We start from the raw sequence: 20363 nt of genomic DNA on the forward strand, positions 1-20363 counted from the left end.
TATGGCATTACTCGACTTTTTTCTCTCGCGGAAAAAGAACACGGCCAACATTGCGAAAGAGCGCCTGCAAATCATCGTCGCGGAGCGCCGTCGCGGCGACGCGGAACCGCACTATCTTCCGCAGCTGCGTAAAGACATTCTTGAAGTGATTTGCAAATATGTGCAAATCGACCCGGAGATGGTCAGCGTGCAGCTTGAGCAGAGAGACGGTGATATTTCGATTCTGGAGCTGAACGTGACCCTGCCGGAAACTGAAGAGTCGAAATCCTGAGCCTGTAAGCGTTAAAAAAACCGGCAACGCGATGCGTAGCCGGTTTTTTACTTTGCAGACTACACGCTAGCGCGGGTACTCGCTTAATAGCGCATTCAGGCGATCGGCCATTAATGCGCCGCGCCAGCCGGAAACCAGCTCAGGCTGCCCGTTGCCGCTTTTTAATCCCCAGTGCCAGTTCAGCAGCTGGTTAATCTGCCTTCTTGAGGCCAGCAGCTCGGCGCTGACGCCTTTCTCGGCGCTCACGGTCTGCACAAGCGCTTTAATATCTTTAAACAGCTTGCGGTAGCCCGGCATATCGATCAGGTTCTGCAGCGGCTCAGGCAGCGCCTCTTCCGGCAGCGCCTGCGCTTTCTCGACGAGGCCGATCAGCGTCTTGCCGTGGAAACGAATTTCGCTGCCCGACAGTCCCAGGCTATCAAGTTCCCCCAGGCTGCCAGGCATATAGCGCGCCACGTTCCACAAATGTTCTTCTCGAATGACAAAGTTGACGGCCAGGTCGCGCTCCCGCGCTTTACGCAAGCGCCAGTCCGCCAGCAGCTGCAGGCAGCCCAGCTGGCGAGTCCGCAGTTGCCAGGCGTTACCGATATCGCGCCACGCCTCGGCAGGATCCTGCACCTCCTGGCGACGCTGCTGCATCAGCTGACACTCATCCAGCGCGGCGGAGAGCCAGCCTGCGCTGTCGGTTTCGGCCATCAGCTTTTCGGCAATCGGCAGCAGGTACCAGACATCGGCGGCGGCATAAATGCACTGGCGTTCGGTTAGCGGACGCGCCAGCCAGTCGGTACGGGATTCACTTTTATCCAGCGCCACGCCGGTAAACTCTTCCACCATCGACGCAAAGCCCCAGGACATCGGGCGACCGCAAAAGGCGGCCAGAATTTGCGTATCGATCAGCGGCTGCGGCATCAGATGAAAGGCATTAAGGAATACTTCCAGATCCTCGCTACCGGCGTGCAGAAATTTGGTCACGTCCTTATTCAGCAGCAGTTCGCGCATCGGTTCCCAGTCGGTGATGACCAGCGGGTCGATCAGCGAAACCTGGTTGCCGTCGAACAGCTGGAGCAGACCGAGCTGTGGGTAGTAGGTGCGAGTACGGACAAACTCCGTATCCAGCGCAATGGCGGAAACCGCGCTTGCCGCGTCACAGACGGCGCGAAGGCCATCGTTGGTGGTGATCATCTGATAGTTCAAATCATACTCTCTTAACTTGCGCCCATAAAAAACGCCGGCTTAGCCGGCGTCTGGCGATTCACTCTTAGCTCAGGCTTTATTGTCTACTTTAGCGCGGGCTTCGTCACGCAGTTCTCGACGTAAAATTTTCCCGACGTTAGATTTCGGCAGCTCATCGCGAAACTCCACCAGCTTCGGGACCTTGTAGCCGGTTAGCTGCCGACGGCAAAAGGTAATCAGCATCTCTTCCGTCAGCGTCGGGTCTTTCTTGACCACGAAAATTTTCACTGCTTCACCGCTACTGCCGGACGGCACACCTACCGCGGCCACTTCCTGTACCCCGGCGTGCTGCATTACCACATCTTCGATTTCATTCGGATAGACGTTAAAGCCCGAGACAAGAATCATATCTTTTTTGCGGTCGACGATGCGCAGGAAGCCCTCTTCATCCATCACCGCGATGTCGCCAGTATGCAGCCAGCCGTCCTTAATAATTTCCGCGGTGGCATCAGGACGCTGCCAGTATCCCAGCATCACCTGCGGCCCTTTCACGCACAGCTCCCCCGGCTCCCCCGGCGGCACTTCATTATCGTCGTCATCCACCAGCTTCGCTTCGGTGGAGGGCACCGGCAGGCCGATGCTGCCGCTGTGATAGTCAATATCGTGCGGGTTGACGCTCACCAGCGGCGCACACTCGGTCAGGCCATAGCCTTCAAGCAGATACTGCCCGGTCAGCTTAACCCAGCGTTCGGCCACCACCTGCTGCACCGGCATGCCGCCGCCGGCGGAGAGATGCAGGGAGGAGAAGTCGAGCTGCTGAAACTCTTTGTTATTGAGCAGCGCGTTAAACAGGGTGTTGACCCCGGTCATCGCGGTAAAGGGATATTTCGCCAGCTCTTTGACCAGGCCCGGAATGTCGCGCGGGTTGGTGATCAGCAGGTTCTGCCCGCCCAGCTCGATAAACAGCAGGCAGTTCATGGTCAGCGCAAAAATGTGATACAGCGGGAGCGCGGTAACGACCAGCTCTTTGCCGCGATGCAGCAGCGGTCCGTAGGTGCCGTTGACCTGTTCAAGGTTCGCCAGCATATTGCGATGCGTCAGCATCGCCCCCTTCGCCACGCCGGTTGTTCCGCCGGTATACTGGAGAAAGGCGAGATCCTGAGAGACGATTTCCGGCTTGATGTACTGCATACGGTAGCCGTGCTGCAGCGCGCTGCGAAACGAAATGGCGTCCGGCAGATGGTATTTTGGCACCAGCCGTTTGATGTACTTCACCACAAAGTTAACCAGAGTGCCTTTCGCCGGGGAAAGCTGATCGCCCATACGGGTTAAAATCACGTGCTTAACCTGGGTTTTATCGACCACCTTTTCCAGGGTATGCGCGAAGTTAGAGACAATCACGATGGCGGCGGCGCCGCTGTCGTTGAGCTGGTGCTCCAGTTCGCGTGGGGTGTAGAGCGGATTGACGTTCACCACAATCATCCCCGCGCGCAGGATACCAAACAGCGCCACCGGATATTGCAACAGGTTCGGCATCATGAGGGCGACGCGGTCGCCTTTTTGCAGGCCCAACCCTTCCTGAAGGTAAGCGGCAAACGCCCGGCTGCGCTCCTCCAGCTTACGGTAGGTCATCACCTCGCCCATATTGATAAATGCCGGTTGGTCGGCATAGCGGCGCACGGCGTGTTCAAACAGTTCAACCAGGGATTGATAGCGGTCAGGGTTTATCTCCGCAGGAACGTCCGCGGGATAACGGTTTAGCCAAACCTTTTTCACTGCATCACCTCTGAAATAGTTATTCGTCGTCATCACAGCCCCTGATCAACAAACATTCTGTTAACATTATATTAACTCAGCGTACCAGTTTATTAATTAGGCGTTGTACAGGTTGCGAAGCGCGTCACTATTTATTTTTCTTATTTGACTGAAAACGAAGAAACAGCGGACCAGCCGCTGTTTCTTTTTGCTTACAATATCTACAAAATCATTCTGTTACGACGTTTCTGACTTCGGCAGGGCCCGGGTTATACCAGCCCCAGCCGCCGTAACCGTAGCCCCAAGGCCGCGGGCCGAACATCCACGGGTCCATCATTGGCTGCGGGGGCATGACCACCTGCTGCACAACGTTCCAGCGCTTGTAGCCGGTCGCATTCATCAGCATGAATTTATACGGCGTATTCCCCACTTTGCCGTCGACGACGCCGACGATGGGGCCAACCACGGTGACCAGTTGCCCACGAAAATCCACCGGGTCGATAAAGCCGTTCACGTCGGCAAAAATACGCCCACGCGACGGTTCGCCCAGCTCCGGGCGCGCGGCGCCGTCGAGCGGAACGGTGGCAATTTCCAGGCGGGTTTTACCCTGCTGGTTCTGCACGCTAACCACCTTGCCGCCAAAACGCGCTTCCTGACCGACATACAGCTGCGGCGCGTTCATCACCCGGACTAAATCCTGCTGCGGCGTCGGAGTGGTGCCCTTTATGGCATCCGGTACCGAAGCGCACCCGCTCAGCGCAGCGACCACTGCCGCCGCGACTAACCAACGCACTACCCTTTTTTGACCCGCCATGACGCGACCCCTTCCTTCTTCTCAGACTTATAGTTACTGAGATTCACTCGCGGCCAGGAAGTTTCTTCCACGCCACTTCATTACGTAAATAAACCGGTTCAGCGTGTTCGACGGCCACGGTTTTTCCCGCCGTAAACAGGTGGCAGGCCAGCGGCAGCATATCCTGCGCTTCAGGCAGCTGAATAGCGCCATCGGCGAGCGTTAAACCGTAGCCGTTAGCCAGATCCGGCCACGCCTGCCAGCCGGTGCCAACGGTGGCCCACTCGCCTTCCAGCTGCTGCAGACGCTCGCGAACCGCTTCCGGCTTAAGCACCGCTTCACTCTCTTCGCCGTGCCAGACGCCCTGCTCATCGCGCTGATATTCCGCCCAGTAGACCTCGCCCATTCTGGCGTCGATGGCCGCCAGTACGCGGGTTGCGCCGGTTTTGCGCCACGCGCCCTGCGCCATGGTTGCCAACGTGGACACGCCGATCATCGGCAGCTCGGCTCCCAGCGCCAGCCCCTGGGCGATACCGATACCGATACGCACGCCGGTGAAGCTCCCCGGCCCGCGGCCAAAAGCCAGCGCGTCAAGGTCGGTTAATTGCGTGCCGCTTTCATTGAGGACCTCCTGCACCAGAGGCAGGATACGTTGGGTATGTTCACGGGGGCAGATTTCAAAATGAGCACTGAGGGTGCCATCATTCCACAGCGCCGCGGAGCAGGCCTCCGTGGCGGTATCGATAGCTAAAATTCGCATGGGTTGTCGCGCTCTCGCTCTAGCAGATTGACAAAATGGCGCGCAGCTTATCACATTTTGCGTCGGATTACCTCGCCGGCGGCACCGCAAGAAAGCGTACCGCCCGGCGGATGTCGCGCGTGCGCGGCGCGGGCGGCAGGCTGGCGAGGAAGGTCGCACCGTAGGGACGCATCACCAGACGGTTGTCGCAGATAACCAGTACCCCACGATCGGTAACATCGCGGATCAGACGCCCCACGCCCTGTTTAAGGGTAATCACCGCGTCCGGGAGTTGCACCTCATCAAAGGGATCGCCGCCGCGCAGACGGCAATCCTCCATCCGCGCTTTGAGTAGCGGATCGTCCGGCGAGGTGAACGGCAGTTTGTCGATAATCACCAGCGAGAGGGCATCGCCGCGCACGTCCACGCCTTCCCAGAAGCTGCTGGTCGCCACCAGCAGCGCATTTCCGGCGCTGACGAACTGCTGTAAAAGCTGACCTTTACTGGTTTCCCCCTGCAGCAGCACCGGCAGGGTCATGGTGGCGCGAAACTGCTCCGCCAGATCGCGCATCATGGCGTGGGAAGTGCAAAGCATAAAGCAGCGCCCGTCGTTGGCCTCAATCAGCGGTTTGAGCATCGCTGCCAGATGCCGCGCCGCGCCAGGTTGGTTGGGTAACGGCAGATTTCGCGGCACGCACAGCAGCGCCTGATGGGCATAATCAAAGGGGCTGGGCAGCAGCAGCGTTTGCGCTTCGCCGATGCCCAGGCGATCGGTGAAATGACGTAAATCGTCATTGACCGAGAGCGTCGCCGAGGTAAAGATCCAGCTTCCCGATTTTTGCGCCATCACCTCTTTAAATTTATCCGCCACCGTCAGCGGGGTCAGCGCCAGGGTGAAGGTACGTGAAGTACACTCATACCAGTAGCTAAAGCCCGGCTGGCTGGTCTCTTTTAGCCGCTTCAGGCGGCCGCGATAAAGGGTTGCCCGCTCAAAGGCGGCATCAAGCAGCGCCGAGCGGCCCAGCGACAGCTTTGCCACGTCGTAACAGAGTTCGAGCGCATCATCAAGCAGCAGCAGCGCGCGCTGAATGTTGTGGTCAGCCAGTAGTTCGCGCAGATTGCCGCGATAGCCTGGTTCCCCCAGCTGCAGGCGAAAATCCTGCGCGCTCTGGGCCAGTCGGTCGGCGCACTTCTGCAGCTGCTGGGTGTCTTTGAGCTCGGTACGATAAGCAATCGTGATATCTTTCGCCAGGTCCAGCAGCTGGCGGCTGGAGAGCGATTGCCCAAAGTACTGGCTGGCGATATCCGGTAGCTGATGCGCTTCGTCGAAGATCATCACTTCCGCTTCGGGAATCAGCTCGGCAAAGCCGCTCTCTTTGACCACCATATCGGCGAGGAACAAATGATGGTTGACGACGACCACGTCGGCATCCATCGCCTTTTTCCGCGCCTTAACTACAAAACAGTCTTTATATAACGGGCAGTCGCTGCCGAGGCAGTTGTCGTTGGTGCTGGTGACCAGCGGCCAGGCCTGGGAATCTTCGGCGACGCTAACGCAGGTGCTGATATCGCCATCGACGGTTTGGTTAGACCATGAACGCAGCAGAATAACGTCGCTGAGGGTTTGCACCGGCAGGTCTCCCCCGGCAAGGGCCTGCTGCTCCAGACGCTCAAGGCACAGGTAGTTCGACCGCCCTTTCAGCAGGGCCAGCTTGCCGGTGTACTTCAGCGCTTTGGCGACGGTCGGCAAATCGCGACTGTAGAGCTGATCCTGTAGCGCTTTCGAGCCGGTGGAGATAATGACTTTCTTGTTGGCGCGCAGCGCCGGCGCCAGGTAGGCGTAGGTTTTCCCGGTCCCAGTGCCCGCTTCAACCACCAGCGGACGGGTTTCTTCAATCGCGCTGGCGACGGCAAAAGCCATCTGGCGCTGCGGCTCGCGCGGTTTAAATCCCGCAATCGCGCTGGCCAGCTGGCCGTCTGCTGCAAAATCGTCGATCACATTACCCCCTGGTTATTTGGACAGTGATTATGTCAGGGTGGAGGGGTTTTCGCCAGTGCGGGTAGTGACGCAGGTGCAACATTGTGGCAGTCTTGCCGCAGCTTAATGAACCGGAACAAAGAGGAAATAAACATGACCATTACGCGTATTGATGCCGAAGCCCGCTGGTCTGATGTGGTGATCCACAACCAGACGCTGTACTACACCGGCGTGCCGTCCAACCTGGATGCCGACGCCTGCGCGCAAACCGCCGATACCCTGGCGCAGATTGACGCGGTGCTGGAGAAACAGGGCAGCAGCAAGTCGCGTATTCTTGATGCGACGATTTTCCTTGCCGATGGCGCAGACTTTGCGGCGATGAACCAGGCGTGGGATGCGTGGGTCGTCGCCGGTCATGCCCCGGTGCGCTGTACGGTACAGGCGAAGCTGATGAATCCTAAGTACAAAGTCGAGATTAAAATCATCGCCGCAGTGTAAGACAGCCGTGGCCCCGTAGCCCGGGCAAGCGTAGCGCCGCCCGGGAAGAAGCCGCGCCAAAGCCGCTATCCGGCGCATTCCCCGGATAGCGGCGTAAACGCCTTTTACGGGCTACATACCAGCCAGGCCGACCAGCCACGGCGCCGTCAGGAGGCAAGAAGCATTGTTCTATCAGCCCGGACACCACATGAGCTGTTCCTTCAGCTGCAGCGTCTCCTGCGGCACACATTTCAGCGCTTCACGATAGCTGGCAGATTGTTTTGCGTAGCCCCTCACTGACTGCAGCAGCACGCGCAGCGCGCTATCCCACACGATTCCCTGCAGGTCGCTGTAGGGCCAGAGATCCGGTTCCCGAATAAACGGCACCAGGTAATCGATCCCCTGCTTCACGCCTCGCCCATCGCGGATGGCGTTCCAACGGTCAAACTCGACGTGCTCGGCATAGCGGTTGAGCAGCAGATGCGCTTCCAGGTTAAACAACGAGTAGTGGAAAGGGATGGTACGTTCGAGCTCCATGGTCTGTTTGCCATCCTGATCAATCTGCGCCGCCATCCGCTGGGTGATCCCCTGCTCGATGATCCGCGCCGCCAGCCCTTTATCGCCATAGAAAAGCGCGTTAACCGTCCGCTGGGCGTCGTACCAGGTGCCGTGGTTGTTGTGCCAGACGTACTCTGAGTGGCCGATGTCGCTGTAGTACATCCAGTGGTTAAAATCGCGGAACCACTGGTGCAGGCCGATTATATCGTCGGTATCAAGCACACTCGCCGTGTTAATCAAACCGATGGTGTCCACCACCATCCACATTAAGCGGGTGTCAATCAGCCCGGTGCCGCGGCCGGAAACAATCCCCGGGATTGCCTGGCCATAGTTCAGATGCGGATTCATTCGCGTGTCGGCATCGAGGAACCAGCAGCGGATCTGCGCGGCCGCCGCCTGCGCGTACTGGCGCTGGCCGGTGAAGTACCACGCCAGTCCCAGGGTCAGACACCGTTCACACATGCGGATAATGCGCGAGGTGTCGGTATCGTTGTTCTCACACTGCGGATTAATATGCCCGTCGCGGCGAATATAGGGTAACCCGTTGGGACGCCGCGGGTTTGGCCACCAGTAGGTCCCCAGACTGTAGTAATCGTGCGCATCGCCGCTCGCCGGGCGCAGTTTTTTGTGCACCACGCTTTCCGGCGCTTCACGGCGCAGAATGTCAGCCTCCGACACCAGCTTGCTCAGCGCCAGCTGCAGCGGCGAAAACGGCTGTTTTAAGCCCGCCCGGGCGTTTTCCAGGCAGGTTTCATCAAGGGTGTACAGCTTCATCGCCACCTTAATTTACCTCCCGGCACGCTATGCGTTGACCGCTTTGCGCATCGAACAGGTGCACGCCCGAGAGTTTCGGCTGTAGCCAGATCTTATCCCCCTCTTTTACTGCCAGACGCTGTTTGAACACCGAGGTAAACGCCCCGCCGCCGGTATCGCAGAACAGCTGCATATCCGAACCGGTGTTCTCCACCGCCGTCACCGTCGCCGCCAGCGCATCGTCGCGCGCTTCATGGACCACGTTGACCTGCTCGGGGCGAATGGCGTACACCACCTGCTGGCCGTCGATCACCCGTAAACCCGCAGGCAACGCCAGCAGCGAGCCATCTTTCAGACGCAAGCTGGTCGCGTTGCCGTTCAGCACAACCTCGCCGGGAAGCTGGTTAATCTCCGGCGAACCGATAAATCCGGCCACGAACAGATTCGCCGGCCGGTCGTACAGCTCCAGCGGGGTACCCGCCTGTTCAATTCGCCCATCGCGCAGGACGACGATCATCTGTCCCATGGTCATGGCCTCAATCTGATCGTGGGTGACGTACACCGAGGTAGTTTTCAGTCGACGATGCAGTTCGCGGATCTCGCCGCGCACCTGGGTACGTAGCTTGGCGTCCAGGTTGGAGAGCGGTTCATCGAATAAAAACACCTGCGGCTTACGCACGATCGCCCGCCCCATCGCCACGCGCTGGCGCTGGCCGCCGGAGAGATCTTTGGGCAGGCGCTCCAGTAGCGGCTCCAGCCCCAGTAGCGCCGCCGCTTCATTAACCTTCTGATTGATCTCCGCTTTTGGCAGTTTAGCCATCTTCAGGGCAAAGCCCATATTTTCACGCACCGTCATCTGCGGGTAGAGCGCATAGCTCTGGAACACCATCGCAATGTCGCGTAGCTTCGGCTCCACTTCCGTGACGTTACGCTCGTTGATGTGCACGTCCCCGCCGGAGATCTCCTCCAGTCCGGCGATCATGCGCAGTAGCGTTGACTTTCCGCAGCCGCTGGGCCCCACAAGGACACAGAACTCGCCGTCCGGGATTGTCAACGACACGTCTTTAATCACGTGCGCATCACCATACGATTTACGGACGCTATTCAGTACAACAGATCCCATCGGTAACTCCTTATCCTTTGACCGCGCCGGACATAATCCCGCGATTGAAATGTTTTTGCAGACCCAGGTAGACGATGATGCTGGGCAGCATCGCCAGCAGCGTTATAGCGATAAAAATGTTCGGCGTGATGCTCTCATCGGTACGCAGCGTACCAAGGATCACCGGAATGGTATTCAGGCTGTCCTGGTTGACCACGATCAGCGGCAGCAGGTACTGGTCCCAAATCATAATAAAGCCGAAGGTCACCACCGTTCCGAGCGCCGGTTTCACCAGCGGCAGGATGACGTGGAAGAAAATCTGCCACTCGTTAGCGCCATCAATCCGCGCCGCCTCCTCCAGCTCTTTCGGAATCGCCGACATAAATTCAGTCAGGACAAAGATAGAAAACGCCCAGCCGACAACCGGTAAAATCATCCCGAGGTAGCTGTTGTACAGCGAGGCGTCGATGAACGGCAGCCGCCAGTTAATAATCATGTACAGCGGAATGGCGATAACCTCTTCCGGCAGCATCATGGTGGACAAAATCACCAGGCTCACCAGCGCCACGCCGCGAAACTTCTTACGCGCCAGCGCATAGGCCGCCAGCGCGCTGACCGACACCTGCAGAACGGTGCCGAAGAACACCACCAGAATGGAGTTCAGCAGATACTGCCAGACGCCAATATCCATCCACGCAAAGATGAAGTTTTCAAATGAGAACTGATTCGGCCAGGCCAGCAGTTCGCCCGGTTTCACCGGCGCACCGCTGAATGCCGTGGCGACGATGCCCCAGAACGGACCGACAAAGACAATCAGCAGCAGCGCGTAGATGCACCAGCGTCCTGCGGTATCCCAACGTTTACTTAACATCGCGGCTCCTTAGTAACGGGCGATACGTTTTTTCAGCGTCAGATGACAAATGGTTAACAACACCGTGAAGGTGAACAGCAGAAACGACACCGCCGAAGCGTAGCCATAGTCAAACTGCTCAAAACCCAATTTATAGATGTGGGTCATGACCATTTCCGTGGCGTTAGACGGTCCCCCGCCGGTGGTGGCATACACCTCGGCAAACACGCGAAAACCACGAATAAAGGAGAGCATCAGCACCACCGAGAGCGCCGGGATCATGCCAGGCAGCGTGACGCAGCGCAGGCGGTTCCACCAGCTGGCGCCGTCGACGTTCGCCGCATCGTATAAATCGCGGCTGATCCCCGCCAGGCCGGCAATAAAAATCACCATGTTGTAAGGCACCGCCTTCCAGATATGCAGCAGCATGATGACCCCCAACGCCTGATCGGAGCTAGCAAGAAAGCCCTGGTCGGCGACGCCAAACCAGCTCAGGATGTGGTTAACCACGCCGTTGGGCGTTGGGTTGAATAAAATTCGCCACATTTCGGCGACGATCGCTGCGCTGGTGACCGCGGGTAAAAAGATGGCGGTGCGAATAAAACGCAGATGGCGCGCCGGGCCTTCCAGCAACATGGCGAGAAAAAAGGCCAGGATAGCCGCGGCGAACATCGTTACCACAACGTACAGCAGCGTGTTCACCACCGCCGCGTGCAGCTCGGCGTCGGCAAAAGCGCGGGTGAAGTTATCCAGCCCTACCCACTCGTTCGGCTGATTAAAGTTGACTTTGTAAAAGCTCATCACCAGACCCTGAATCATCGGGATAAACTTAAACCAGCTGAAAATAATTAGCGCAGGCGCTAAAAACAGCCACGGGATCAGCGCCCGCTTACGCTTTGCGCTCAGCCATCCGGCCGAGTCAGGCGAAGCGGCCTGCTTTATCGGCGAGGACTTCGTCTCATGCAGCGTCATAACCTATGTCCTCAGTTAGCCAGCACATTTTGTTTTTTCAGCTCAGCGTTCACCTTGCCGTCGAGCGTCTTCAGCTCAGCGGCAATATCGCTGCCGCAGTCGGCAAAAATGCGGTTAAAGCCTTCGGCTGCCACCTGACGTACCGGCGTCCAGTTGGGAATTTGCGGTACGTAGCGCCCCTGTTCATTGTAAAGTCGGGCGAAAGTCTCCCAGCGCGCGTCCTGATAAACGGCTTTGACGTCGACGTTCTTATTCACCGGCAGGCGCACCACCGGTATATGCTGGCTGCCTTTACCCATGCCGATTTCCTGACCTTCCGGGGAGATCATAAATTCGATAAATTGACGCGCCGCCTCTTTCTGTACACTGCTCTTCATCATAAAGACCGTGGTGCCCTCGGCGAGGGTGGCCTCACCTTTCGGCCCCACCACCGGAATCACTTCAAAGTTGTCTTTACCAGGGTCTTTATCGAACAGCGCGATATGGTACGGGCCGCTGAAGAACATGCCGCTTTGCCCGGAGCGGAAGGAGGGAATAACGTCGGCGGTAGTGGCGTTAATCGCACCCGGCTGCGTGACTTTGTCGCACATCATAGTGCGCATAAAGTTCATCGCCTGAGCCACTTCCGGCGTATTGAGCGAGGCGCTGAATTTTCCGCTGCGTTCCGTCACGAAATCACCGCCCGCCTGCCAGATAAAGCTGCTCATAAACCAGCTGGCGTAGCCGCGCGTCGTGGAGGCGGGAACGATAAATCCGTAGGTATCATTTTTACCGTTGCCATCGGGATCCTGGGTGGTGAAGGCTTTTGCCAGGGCCTGAATATCATCCCAGCTCTTCGGCTGCGGCAGCCCCAGTTTTTCCCGCCAGTCTTTGCGCACAAACAGGGCGAAAGTTTGCGCGGAGGTCGGTACGCCATAGTATTTACCGTCGATATAGCGGGTACTCTTCCATGCCGTCTGGAATAGCTGGTCGCCGCCCGCGATCGCCTGCGGGTCAATTTCTTCAGCAATACCCAACTGGATAAACTGCCCCAGCGACGCCGCATCGTTAAAAATCAGATCGGGTAAGGCGTTTCCCGCCGTAGCGCGCGCCAGTCGCTGTTCAAAGTCGGTAGTGGCGTTGAAATACTCAATTTTGATACCGGTTTTTTCTTCAAACTTTTCCGCCTCTTGTTTGTAGATATTCTTCGAGTCATTGCTGGCGCGGATCCAGACGTTGAGCGTAGTCGCGGCGTAGCTTTGGCTAACGCCGAGCCCGAGCGCGGTAAGAAGTAACAATGAACGCAATTTATTGGCAGACATGATGGCATATCCTTTATTGTAGGGCACAAAGGTAATTAAATTCTCAATTAATACATAAAAAGAAATTTGAATATCGCTCAGGCGTTAATACAGCTGACGCAAGAAATATTTCCATTCATTAGATAGAAATGTATTTCCCAATACAACCATGCAAAAAAGAAATTGCGTTTCAAAAATCAGAAAATTGAGACAGATCACACCAAAAAGTGACAATAAAAGTGACCAAAAATAAATAATAACAAAAATCAACAACTTATAAATTTACTGTTTTTGTTAAAAAAATCAAAAAGTATAGAAAAATGGCAAAATACGTGATGCACACTGCATTAATAGCGTCATTATTTATCCAGGGCGTTAAACTTGAAGGAGGTCACAAAAAAAATCACTTTGTCTTTTACACTGCTCGCCATCGAATATTTAAATATATTGCTTTTAATTACACCGCCTGTTTTTCGCGTCCTTTAAATACGCGTCAGGTATAATTTTTTTGTTATCTTTTCTCATATTTGCAGAAGGGTTATCACGATGAACTCAATACCTCGCCGAGGTTTGTTAGGCATTGCGCTGTTTTGTTCCGGCCTGAGCGCCTCCTCATATGCCGCTGAGCCGTACACGCTAGACGTAAAGGATTTAGCCTTCAGCCGCCAGCAGATTGCCGCGAAAGACCCGCTATTTGTTCAGGCGCAAGCGGCTCTGCTAAAAAAAGCCGACCTGGCGCTCAAACATCCGCTGTTCTCGGTGATGGATAAAACGCTGGTCGCCGCCAGCGGCAACAAGCACGACTACTACAGTTTTCCACCTTACTGGTGGCCAAACCCTGATACCCAGGACGGGCTTCCCTATATCCGCAAAGATGGGCAAACCAACCCTGACGCCAATAGCGACGCTACCGATAAGAACCGGCTGGTGAAGATGAGTAACGACGTGTCAACGCTGGCGCTGGCGTGGTACTTCTCTCACGACGATCGCTACGCGCAAAAAGCGGCGGCGCAGTTAAAGCGCTGGTTTCTCGATCCCAAAACGCGCATGAACCCCAACCTGCAGCATGCCCAGGCCATTCCCGGTATTAATACCGGACGCGGTATCGGCATTATTGATAGCCGCGCGCTGGTTGACGTCGTTGACGCGATCGCCCTGCTGCAATCCTCAGCTGCGCTGAACGATAACGACGTTAGCGCTTTAAAGCAGTGGTTTGGTGACTATTACCACTGGATGACCACCAGCCAGAACGGCTTTGAAGAAGAGAACTGGCATAACAATCACGGCAGCTATTTTGATATGCAGGCCGCCGCCTTCGCCCTGTTCAGCGGTAAAATCGACGAGGCGAAAAAGCGCCTGTACATCACCCAGCTGCGGCGTATTGCGGGACAATTTGATATTGAAGGCCGCCAGATGGCCGAACTGGAACGCACGCGTCCGTGGCACTACAGCAATTTCAACCTCGAAGCCTACAACCGCCTCGGGCGACTGGGCGAAAAAGCGGGCGTCGATATCTGGAACTTCACCCTCGACGACCATAGCCTGCGCAAAGGCTATCAGTACATCGCCGGGTTTATTAACAGCGATACGCCATGGCCCTGGAAAGACCTCGATAAAATGGATGACAAGAAAGCGCTGCGCAATATCGCCACCGCCGCGCACGCCTGGCCGGAAGATCCGCTGTTCCGTGACAAAGCGCAGTGGCTGCGGGCGAAGTATCCCGACGATATCACGACGCTCATCGCCCCGCTTTCCGCATCGTCAGAGGTCAGGGATAACCGCTAATGAAACAATTTTCTGGGCTCTGGCCCGACATTGTCGGACGCGCAGCCGCGAATAGCGGACTGCTTGAGCGGCTGGTGAAAGATGCGCAGCCGGTACTTCAGGCAGCGGTTCGCATTCCGCAGTCAGGCATCGCCAGCTGGAATCTCTACTACTTTTGTCCGCGCCACGGCGTACGCCTGACGTGGCGGGCGGATACGCCCCACCAGCATGCCTGCCCGGTCGATGGGGAACTATTTAGCGGCGAACCGTGGGACGGCGCCTGGTGGCGCGAGATGAATGGCCGAAACGCCAGCGCCTGTCAGCAGCTTGGCCTGCTTTGGCGGCTGACCGGCGAAACAGCGTATCGCGATAAAGTTCGCACGCTGCTGATGGGTTACGCGGATGTCTATCCCGGCTATGAGATTCACGGCGATATTCCCAACAACGGACCGGGAAAGATGAACGCCCAGACGCTGTGCGAAGCCAACTGCATTCTGGAAATGGCGCTGGGTTATGACTTTATTCGCGACAGCCTGACGCCCGGCGAACAGCGGCATATCAGTGAAAACCTGCTGCGCTGTGCGGCCACGTTTTTGCGCGACCATCGTAGTCCGCAGATCCATAACCATGAGGTCAAAATCAGCGCGGCGCTTGGCGTACTGGGTTTCGTCCTCGAAGATGAAACCCTGCTGGAGTTTGCCGTTAACCAGCCGTATGGCCTGCGCTGGCAGCTGGAAAACGGCCTGCTGGCGGAAGGGATCTGGTTTGAAGGTTCGATTCACTACCACTATTACGCGCTGCAGGGTTTTTTTGCCTTCGAAAAGCTGGCGCGCGGCAGCCGCTGGAGCCTGCTGGACGGTCCCTGGTATCAGGCGATGCTGAAGTTCCCACTGTCGCTGCTGCTGCCGGACGGCACTTTCCCCCGGCTTAATGACTGCCTCGCCGGGCAGGAGAAACTCCATCACCGGGATCTGTACGAGTTCGCCTGGTTTATCTGGCGTGACCCGCAGTACGCCGCGGTCCTGCAGTTTACCGAAACGGCACCCGATGAGCGTGAAACCCTGCTATGGCGCGAACGGCCTCTGCCGGAATCCCGCCTGCCGCTCATCCCACGGCAGTCGCTGTTTGCGCCGGGCGCGGGTCTGACGCTATGGCGACGGCCGCAGCAGGCGCTGCTGATTAAGCACAGTCCCTGGGGCGGCGAGCACGACCATTACGACCGGCTGGGGCTGATGCTCTGGCATCGCGACGGCTGGCTGCTCACGGATATGGGCACCACAGGATACGGCGCGAAAATGCACTACGACTATTACAAAAACAGCGCCACCCACAATACGCTTTGCGTTAATCAGAGCAACCAGCCTCCGGCCAACCCGCAGGTGCTGGGCTGGCATATGGATGACGACTTTCTGTGGCTGGATAGCGAGGTTGATTGGGGCAAACCGCCGCCGGAGCTCAACAGCCATAGCCGCGTCGAGTGGGACGATACGGCCTGGCGGGACGTGCGCTTCCGCCGTCGCCTGCTGTGGCTTGAAGATGTGCTGATCGATCTGTCCTCCGTGGAGAACCCGCATCGCCAGCAGCTCGACTGGACGCTGCATCTGGCGGCACAGGCGCTGGACCAGAGCGGCTTGGCCCAACCTTTTTCGCTCAGCGGGCCGCTGCGGCGAATGACCGAAGCAACCGTGACGCCGCTGAACGGCTGTCAGCCGCGCCACTTTGCGCGCGGCGGCGATACCGTTGCGCTCTGGCTATCCGGTGATGGTGAACTCTGGCAAGGGCTGGCGCCCGATAACCCGGCGATTCGCAATCTTAGCTATCTGGTAATACGTAATCACCTGCCGCAGGCGCGTTTTGTGTGTCTGTGGGATCTGGCAAACAGCGCGCCGCTGACGGAAGTGAACGTGCATCATACGCCAGTCGGTACGCAAATTACCTTCTGGCGCGGCGATCGCGTGACGCACGTGACGCTATACGACGAGCCAGGAAAACGACCTGATGCGATCCTTCCGCTCGCGGAAAGCGGCGTCTCACCTCAGTACGCAGAGTAATTTACTCGTCTTCATCCTCAAAGCGCGCCACAATCCGATCGCCGGTATGTGAGGCGCGCAGTTCATCTGCCACCAAAGCGATGGCCTGGCCGCTGCTCATGCCCTGCGACATCAGCTCCTGAATTCGTTCAACTGCTTTTTGCTGTTGCTCGTGGCTCAGCGAAGGTAAACCTGCAAACATCACTTACTCCTGCTACATTGTGGGGCGTAATTATTTCACGCCGTCCTCTCGTATACCAGCGGGCGGTCACGATCAGGATTAATGAAGACCATGTTGTCCCCCGCTATGATTTCCCTGCCCTGGCGTCCGGATGCCGCTGAATACTATTTTAGCCCATTAAGTTCACAGCCCTGGGCGATGCTGCTGCACTCCGGTTTTGCCGAACATCCGCATAATCGTTTTGACATTGTTGTCGCCCAGCCGCGCGCAACGCTGGTGACTCGCGGCGATATGACCTTCATAAACGAAGGGGATACCCTCTCAACCTCTGCCGCCGATCCGCTCACCCTCGTGCATCAACAGCTGGCGCGCTTTAACCTGCAGCCGCACGCTCATCCGCAGCTGCCGTTTCTCGGCGGGGCGCTGGGGCTGTTCGGTTACGATTTGGGTCGCCGCTTTGAAAATCTGCCGACGCAGGCCGAGGCGGATATCGATCTGCCGGATATGGCGGTAGGCATTTATGATTGGGCGTTAGTCGTCGATCATCAGCGCCGGGAAGTGTCGTTATTCAGCTATGACGACCCGCAGGCGCGGCTGACGTGGCTGGAAGCGCAGGCTGAGCCTGCCGCTGCTCCCTTTGCCCTCACCTCAGGGTGGCGCTCAAATATGAGCCGCGCGGAGTATGGCAAGAAGTTTCGCCAGGTTCAGGCTTATCTGCACAGCGGCGACTGCTATCAGGTTAACCTGGCGCAGCGGTTTACGGCGAGCTATCGCGGGGATGAGTGGCAGGCCTTCCGTCAGCTAAACCGCGTCAATCGCGCACCGTTCAGCGCCTTTATTCGCCTCCAGGAGGGCGCCATATTAAGCCTGTCGCCCGAGCGTTTTATTCAGCTCCGGCAAGGCGAAATTCAAACCCGGCCCATTAAGGGGACGTTGCCCAGGCTGGCCGATCCTGAGCAGGATGCGTTGCAGGCGCAAAAGCTGGCGAACTCAGCAAAAGACCGCGCCGAAAACCTGATGATCGTCGATTTAATGCGTAACGATATTGGCCGGGTTGCTGTCCCCGGTAGCGTTCGCGTTCCTGAGCTGTTTGTGGTGGAGCCCTTCCCTGCCGTGCATCATCTGGTGAGCACCGTGGCCGCCCGATTGCCCGCTGATCTGCACGCCGCCGACCTGCTGAGCGCGGCCTTTCCCGGCGGCTCAATCACCGGCGCGCCGAAGGTCAGAGCGATGGAAATCATCGATGAACTGGAGCCGCAGCGGCGCAATGCGTGGTGCGGCAGCATCGGATATCTCAGCTTCTGCGGCAATATGGATACCAGCATTACCATCCGTACGCTGACGGCCTGCCAGGGGCGGATCTACTGCTCCGCCGGCGGCGGAATTGTGGCCGATAGCGAAGAGGCGGCGGAATATCAGGAAACTTTTGATAAAGTTAATCGTATTCTGCATCAACTGGAGAGCTAGCACATGGCGGACAGCGCCCTCGAACTTGACGATTTCCTTTCGCGTTTTCAGCTCCTGCGCCCGCAGCCGACGCGCCACGCGCTCAACCAGCGTCAGGCGGCGGTGCTGGTACCGATTGTGCGCCGCCCGCAGCCGGGGCTGCTGCTGACCCAGCGTTCGCCGCTGATGCGCAAGCACGCGGGTCAGGTCGCCTTCCCCGGCGGCGCGGTGGATAACAGCGATGCGACCCTGATCGCCGCCGCGCTGCGCGAGGCCCACGAAGAGGTGGCGATCCCGCCGGAGTCGGTCGAGGTGATCGGCGTTCTGCCCCCGGTCGATAGCGTAACCGGTTTTCAGGTCACCCCGGTAGTGGGCATTATTCCGCCTGACCTGCACTATCACGCCAGCCAGGATGAAGTCGCCGCGGTCTTCGAAATGCCGCTGGCCGAAGCGCTGCGCCTGGGACGCTACCACCCGCTGGATATCCATCGCCGCGGCAATTCGCATCGCGTCTGGCTATCCTGGTATCAGCATTATTTTGTCTGGGGAATGACCGCCGGCATTATCCGTGAACTGGCGCTACAGATAGGCTCCCGCCCTTAGCTATACTAAAACTGAGACGGCGTTCTCAGCATTAGTAAATCCATGGTTACCCATTAGTTTAATTCATGTGAATACTTAAGCTGATGGCCCGGTTCCCTCTTACACTATGCGCAGTTATTGCATCGTTGCCGCACCCGCGGCAACCCTGTCAGGAGTGTTAGCGTGATTAGTATATTCGACATGTTCAAGGTGGGGATCGGTCCCTCATCTTCCCATACTGTAGGCCCGATGAAGGCCGGTAAACAGTTCGTCGATGACCTGGTCGAAAAGGGATTGCTTAATGAAGTGACTCGCCTGGCGGTTGACGTCTACGGCTCACTGTCATTAACAGGCAAAGGCCACCACACGGATATCGCCATTATTATGGGGCTGGCGGGCAATCAGCCCGATACGGTCGATATCGACGCGATTCCGGCGTTTATCCGCGACGTTGAAGAGCGCGGACGCCTGCTGCTGGCCCAAGGGCAACATGAAGTCGACTTCCCGAAAAATGACGGCATGCGTTTTCGTAGCGACAACCTGCCGCTGCATGAAAACGGCATGACCATTCACGCCTGGGCTGGCGAGAAAGAGATCTACAGTAAAACGTATTATTCTATTGGCGGCGGTTTTATCGTCGATGAAGAACATTTCGGCAAAGAGAGCGCCAGCGAACTCGCCGTTCCGTATCCGTTTAAATCCGCTCAGGAGATGCTGGGCTACTGCAAACAGACCGGCATGTCGCTCTCCGGCATGGTGATGCAGAATGAGCTGGCGCTGCACAGCAAAAAAGAGATTGAAGACTATTTTGCCAATATCTGGCAGACCATGCGCGCCTGTATCGATCGTGGGATGAATACCGAAGGGGTCCTGCCTGGTCCGCTGCGCGTTCCTCGTCGCGCCTCGGCGCTGCGGCGGATGCTGGTTGCCAGCGATAAGCTCTCTAACGACCCGATGAACGTGGTGGACTGGGTCAATATGTTTGCGCTGGCGGTCAACGAAGAAAACGCCGCCGGTGGCCGGGTGGTGACGGCCCCCACCAACGGCGCCTGCGGCATCGTTCCGGCGGTGCTGGCCTACTATGACCACTTTATCGAGCCCGTCAGTCCGGATATCTATATTCGTTATTTCCTGGCTTCAGGGGCTATTGGCACGCTGTACAAAATGAACGCTTCCATTTCCGGCGCGGAAGTGGGCTGTCAGGGCGAAGTGGGCGTAGCCTGCTCAATGGCGGCCGCGGGCCTGGCTGAAATCCTTGGCGCCAGCCCGGAGCAGGTCTGCGTGGCGGCGGAAATCGGCATGGAACACAATCTGGGACTGACCTGCGACCCGGTGGCCGGACAGGTACAGGTTCCGTGCATTGAACGCAACGCGATTGCCTCCGTCAAAGCGATTAACGCCAGCCGAATGGCAATGCGCCGCACCAGCGAGCCGCGCGTCTCACTGGATAAGGTTATTGAGACCATGTATGAAACCGGTAAAGACATGAACGCCAAATACCGGGAAACGTCGCGCGGCGGCCTGGCTATCAAAGTTCAGTGCGACTAAACATTACTCAACAGAATGCGCCTAAGGGCGCATTCTCCTTTTTCCGCTCTATATTATTATCTGCGCCCTCTACACTTGCTCTATAACGGCTGTTACTCTCATTAACACTTT

The 20363-nt window shown here is 57.4% G+C and carries 18 protein-coding genes; 7 read left to right on the top strand and 11 right to left on the bottom strand.

Going from position 1 to position 20363, the window contains the following annotated elements:
- Position 1 precedes the first annotated feature (1 nt).
- Positions 2-271, top strand: coding sequence for a cell division topological specificity factor MinE (gene minE, locus KCG39_RS08095; protein WP_002910902.1), 270 nt, complete (start codon positions 2-4; stop codon positions 269-271).
- Positions 272-337: 66 nt separating this feature from the next.
- Here the strand turns inward: minE and rnd are convergent, their stop codons facing one another.
- The 5 genes from rnd to KCG39_RS08120 form a co-directional block, all read right to left on the bottom strand.
- A complete protein-coding gene (gene rnd / locus KCG39_RS08100; RefSeq protein WP_004121971.1) occupies positions 338-1453 on the bottom strand; it encodes a ribonuclease D in 1116 nt (371 codons plus the stop codon).
- An 81-nt stretch (positions 1454-1534) separates the two neighbouring features.
- A complete protein-coding gene (gene fadD, locus KCG39_RS08105; protein ID WP_087828987.1) occupies positions 1535-3220 on the bottom strand; it encodes a long-chain-fatty-acid--CoA ligase FadD in 1686 nt (561 codons plus the stop codon).
- A gap of 208 nt (positions 3221-3428) precedes the next feature.
- Complete coding sequence (locus KCG39_RS08110; protein WP_004121973.1) at positions 3429-4013, bottom strand: Slp family lipoprotein; 585 nt, start codon at positions 4011-4013, stop codon at positions 3429-3431.
- Between the two features lie 43 nt (positions 4014-4056).
- Complete coding sequence (gene tsaB, locus KCG39_RS08115) at positions 4057-4752, bottom strand: tRNA (adenosine(37)-N6)-threonylcarbamoyltransferase complex dimerization subunit type 1 TsaB (protein ID WP_142468178.1); 696 nt, start codon at positions 4750-4752, stop codon at positions 4057-4059.
- A gap of 67 nt (positions 4753-4819) precedes the next feature.
- Positions 4820-6730 (bottom strand): DNA repair helicase YoaA, encoded by a 1911-nt coding sequence (locus KCG39_RS08120; protein WP_087828988.1) that lies wholly within the window; start codon positions 6728-6730, stop codon positions 4820-4822.
- Positions 6731-6862: 132 nt separating this feature from the next.
- Here KCG39_RS08120 and KCG39_RS08125 point away from each other — a divergent pair, with 132 nt between their 5' ends.
- On the top strand, positions 6863-7207 hold the full coding sequence (locus KCG39_RS08125; RefSeq protein ID WP_004113724.1) for a RidA family protein: 345 nt from the start codon (positions 6863-6865) through the stop codon (positions 7205-7207).
- 171 nt (positions 7208-7378) lie between these two features.
- Here KCG39_RS08125 and KCG39_RS08130 read toward each other — a convergent pair whose 3' ends face one another.
- From KCG39_RS08130 to KCG39_RS08150, 5 genes are read right to left on the bottom strand one after another with little or no spacing between them, the layout of a single operon-like run.
- Positions 7379-8518 (bottom strand): alginate lyase family protein, encoded by a 1140-nt coding sequence (locus KCG39_RS08130; RefSeq protein ID WP_004121977.1) that lies wholly within the window; start codon positions 8516-8518, stop codon positions 7379-7381.
- 7 nt (positions 8519-8525) lie between these two features.
- Entirely contained in the window at positions 8526-9620 is a 1095-nt protein-coding gene (locus KCG39_RS08135) for an ABC transporter ATP-binding protein (protein WP_004121978.1), read from the bottom strand.
- Positions 9621-9630: 10 nt separating this feature from the next.
- Complete coding sequence (locus tag KCG39_RS08140; RefSeq protein WP_004121979.1) at positions 9631-10470, bottom strand: carbohydrate ABC transporter permease; 840 nt, start codon at positions 10468-10470, stop codon at positions 9631-9633.
- 9 nt (positions 10471-10479) lie between these two features.
- Entirely contained in the window at positions 10480-11421 is a 942-nt protein-coding gene (locus tag KCG39_RS08145; protein WP_228299432.1) for a carbohydrate ABC transporter permease, read from the bottom strand.
- A gap of 11 nt (positions 11422-11432) precedes the next feature.
- Complete coding sequence (locus KCG39_RS08150) at positions 11433-12722, bottom strand: ABC transporter substrate-binding protein (RefSeq protein WP_049114342.1); 1290 nt, start codon at positions 12720-12722, stop codon at positions 11433-11435.
- 525 nt (positions 12723-13247) lie between these two features.
- Between KCG39_RS08150 and KCG39_RS08155 the strand changes: the two genes are divergently transcribed.
- Both KCG39_RS08155 and KCG39_RS08160 read left to right on the top strand, forming a co-directional pair.
- Positions 13248-14486 (top strand): alginate lyase family protein, encoded by a 1239-nt coding sequence (locus KCG39_RS08155; protein WP_142468180.1) that lies wholly within the window; start codon positions 13248-13250, stop codon positions 14484-14486.
- Positions 14486-16516 carry a heparinase II/III domain-containing protein gene (locus KCG39_RS08160; RefSeq protein WP_112166200.1) on the top strand — a complete coding sequence of 677 codons (2031 nt, stop codon included), beginning with the start codon at positions 14486-14488 and terminating at the stop codon, positions 16514-16516. The genes KCG39_RS08155 and KCG39_RS08160 overlap by 1 nt, the downstream gene beginning before the upstream one ends.
- A gap of 1 nt (position 16517) precedes the next feature.
- Here KCG39_RS08160 and KCG39_RS08165 read toward each other — a convergent pair whose 3' ends face one another.
- Positions 16518-16697 (bottom strand): YoaH family protein, encoded by a 180-nt coding sequence (locus tag KCG39_RS08165; RefSeq protein WP_004103292.1) that lies wholly within the window; start codon positions 16695-16697, stop codon positions 16518-16520.
- 90 nt (positions 16698-16787) lie between these two features.
- Here KCG39_RS08165 and pabB point away from each other — a divergent pair, with 90 nt between their 5' ends.
- The 3 genes from pabB (at position 16788) to sdaA (ending at position 20252) form a co-directional block, all read left to right on the top strand.
- A complete protein-coding gene (gene pabB / locus KCG39_RS08170; protein ID WP_211811581.1) occupies positions 16788-18143 on the top strand; it encodes an aminodeoxychorismate synthase component 1 in 1356 nt (451 codons plus the stop codon).
- A gap of 3 nt (positions 18144-18146) precedes the next feature.
- Entirely contained in the window at positions 18147-18725 is a 579-nt protein-coding gene (locus KCG39_RS08175; protein ID WP_004121986.1) for a CoA pyrophosphatase, read from the top strand.
- A 162-nt stretch (positions 18726-18887) separates the two neighbouring features.
- Entirely contained in the window at positions 18888-20252 is a 1365-nt protein-coding gene (gene sdaA / locus KCG39_RS08180; protein WP_004121987.1) for an L-serine ammonia-lyase, read from the top strand.
- Positions 20253-20363 lie beyond the last annotated feature (111 nt).

Origin of the sequence: Klebsiella pasteurii, assembly GCF_018139045.1 — a bacterium.
In the GTDB taxonomy this organism is placed as follows: domain Bacteria; phylum Pseudomonadota; class Gammaproteobacteria; order Enterobacterales; family Enterobacteriaceae; genus Klebsiella; species Klebsiella grimontii.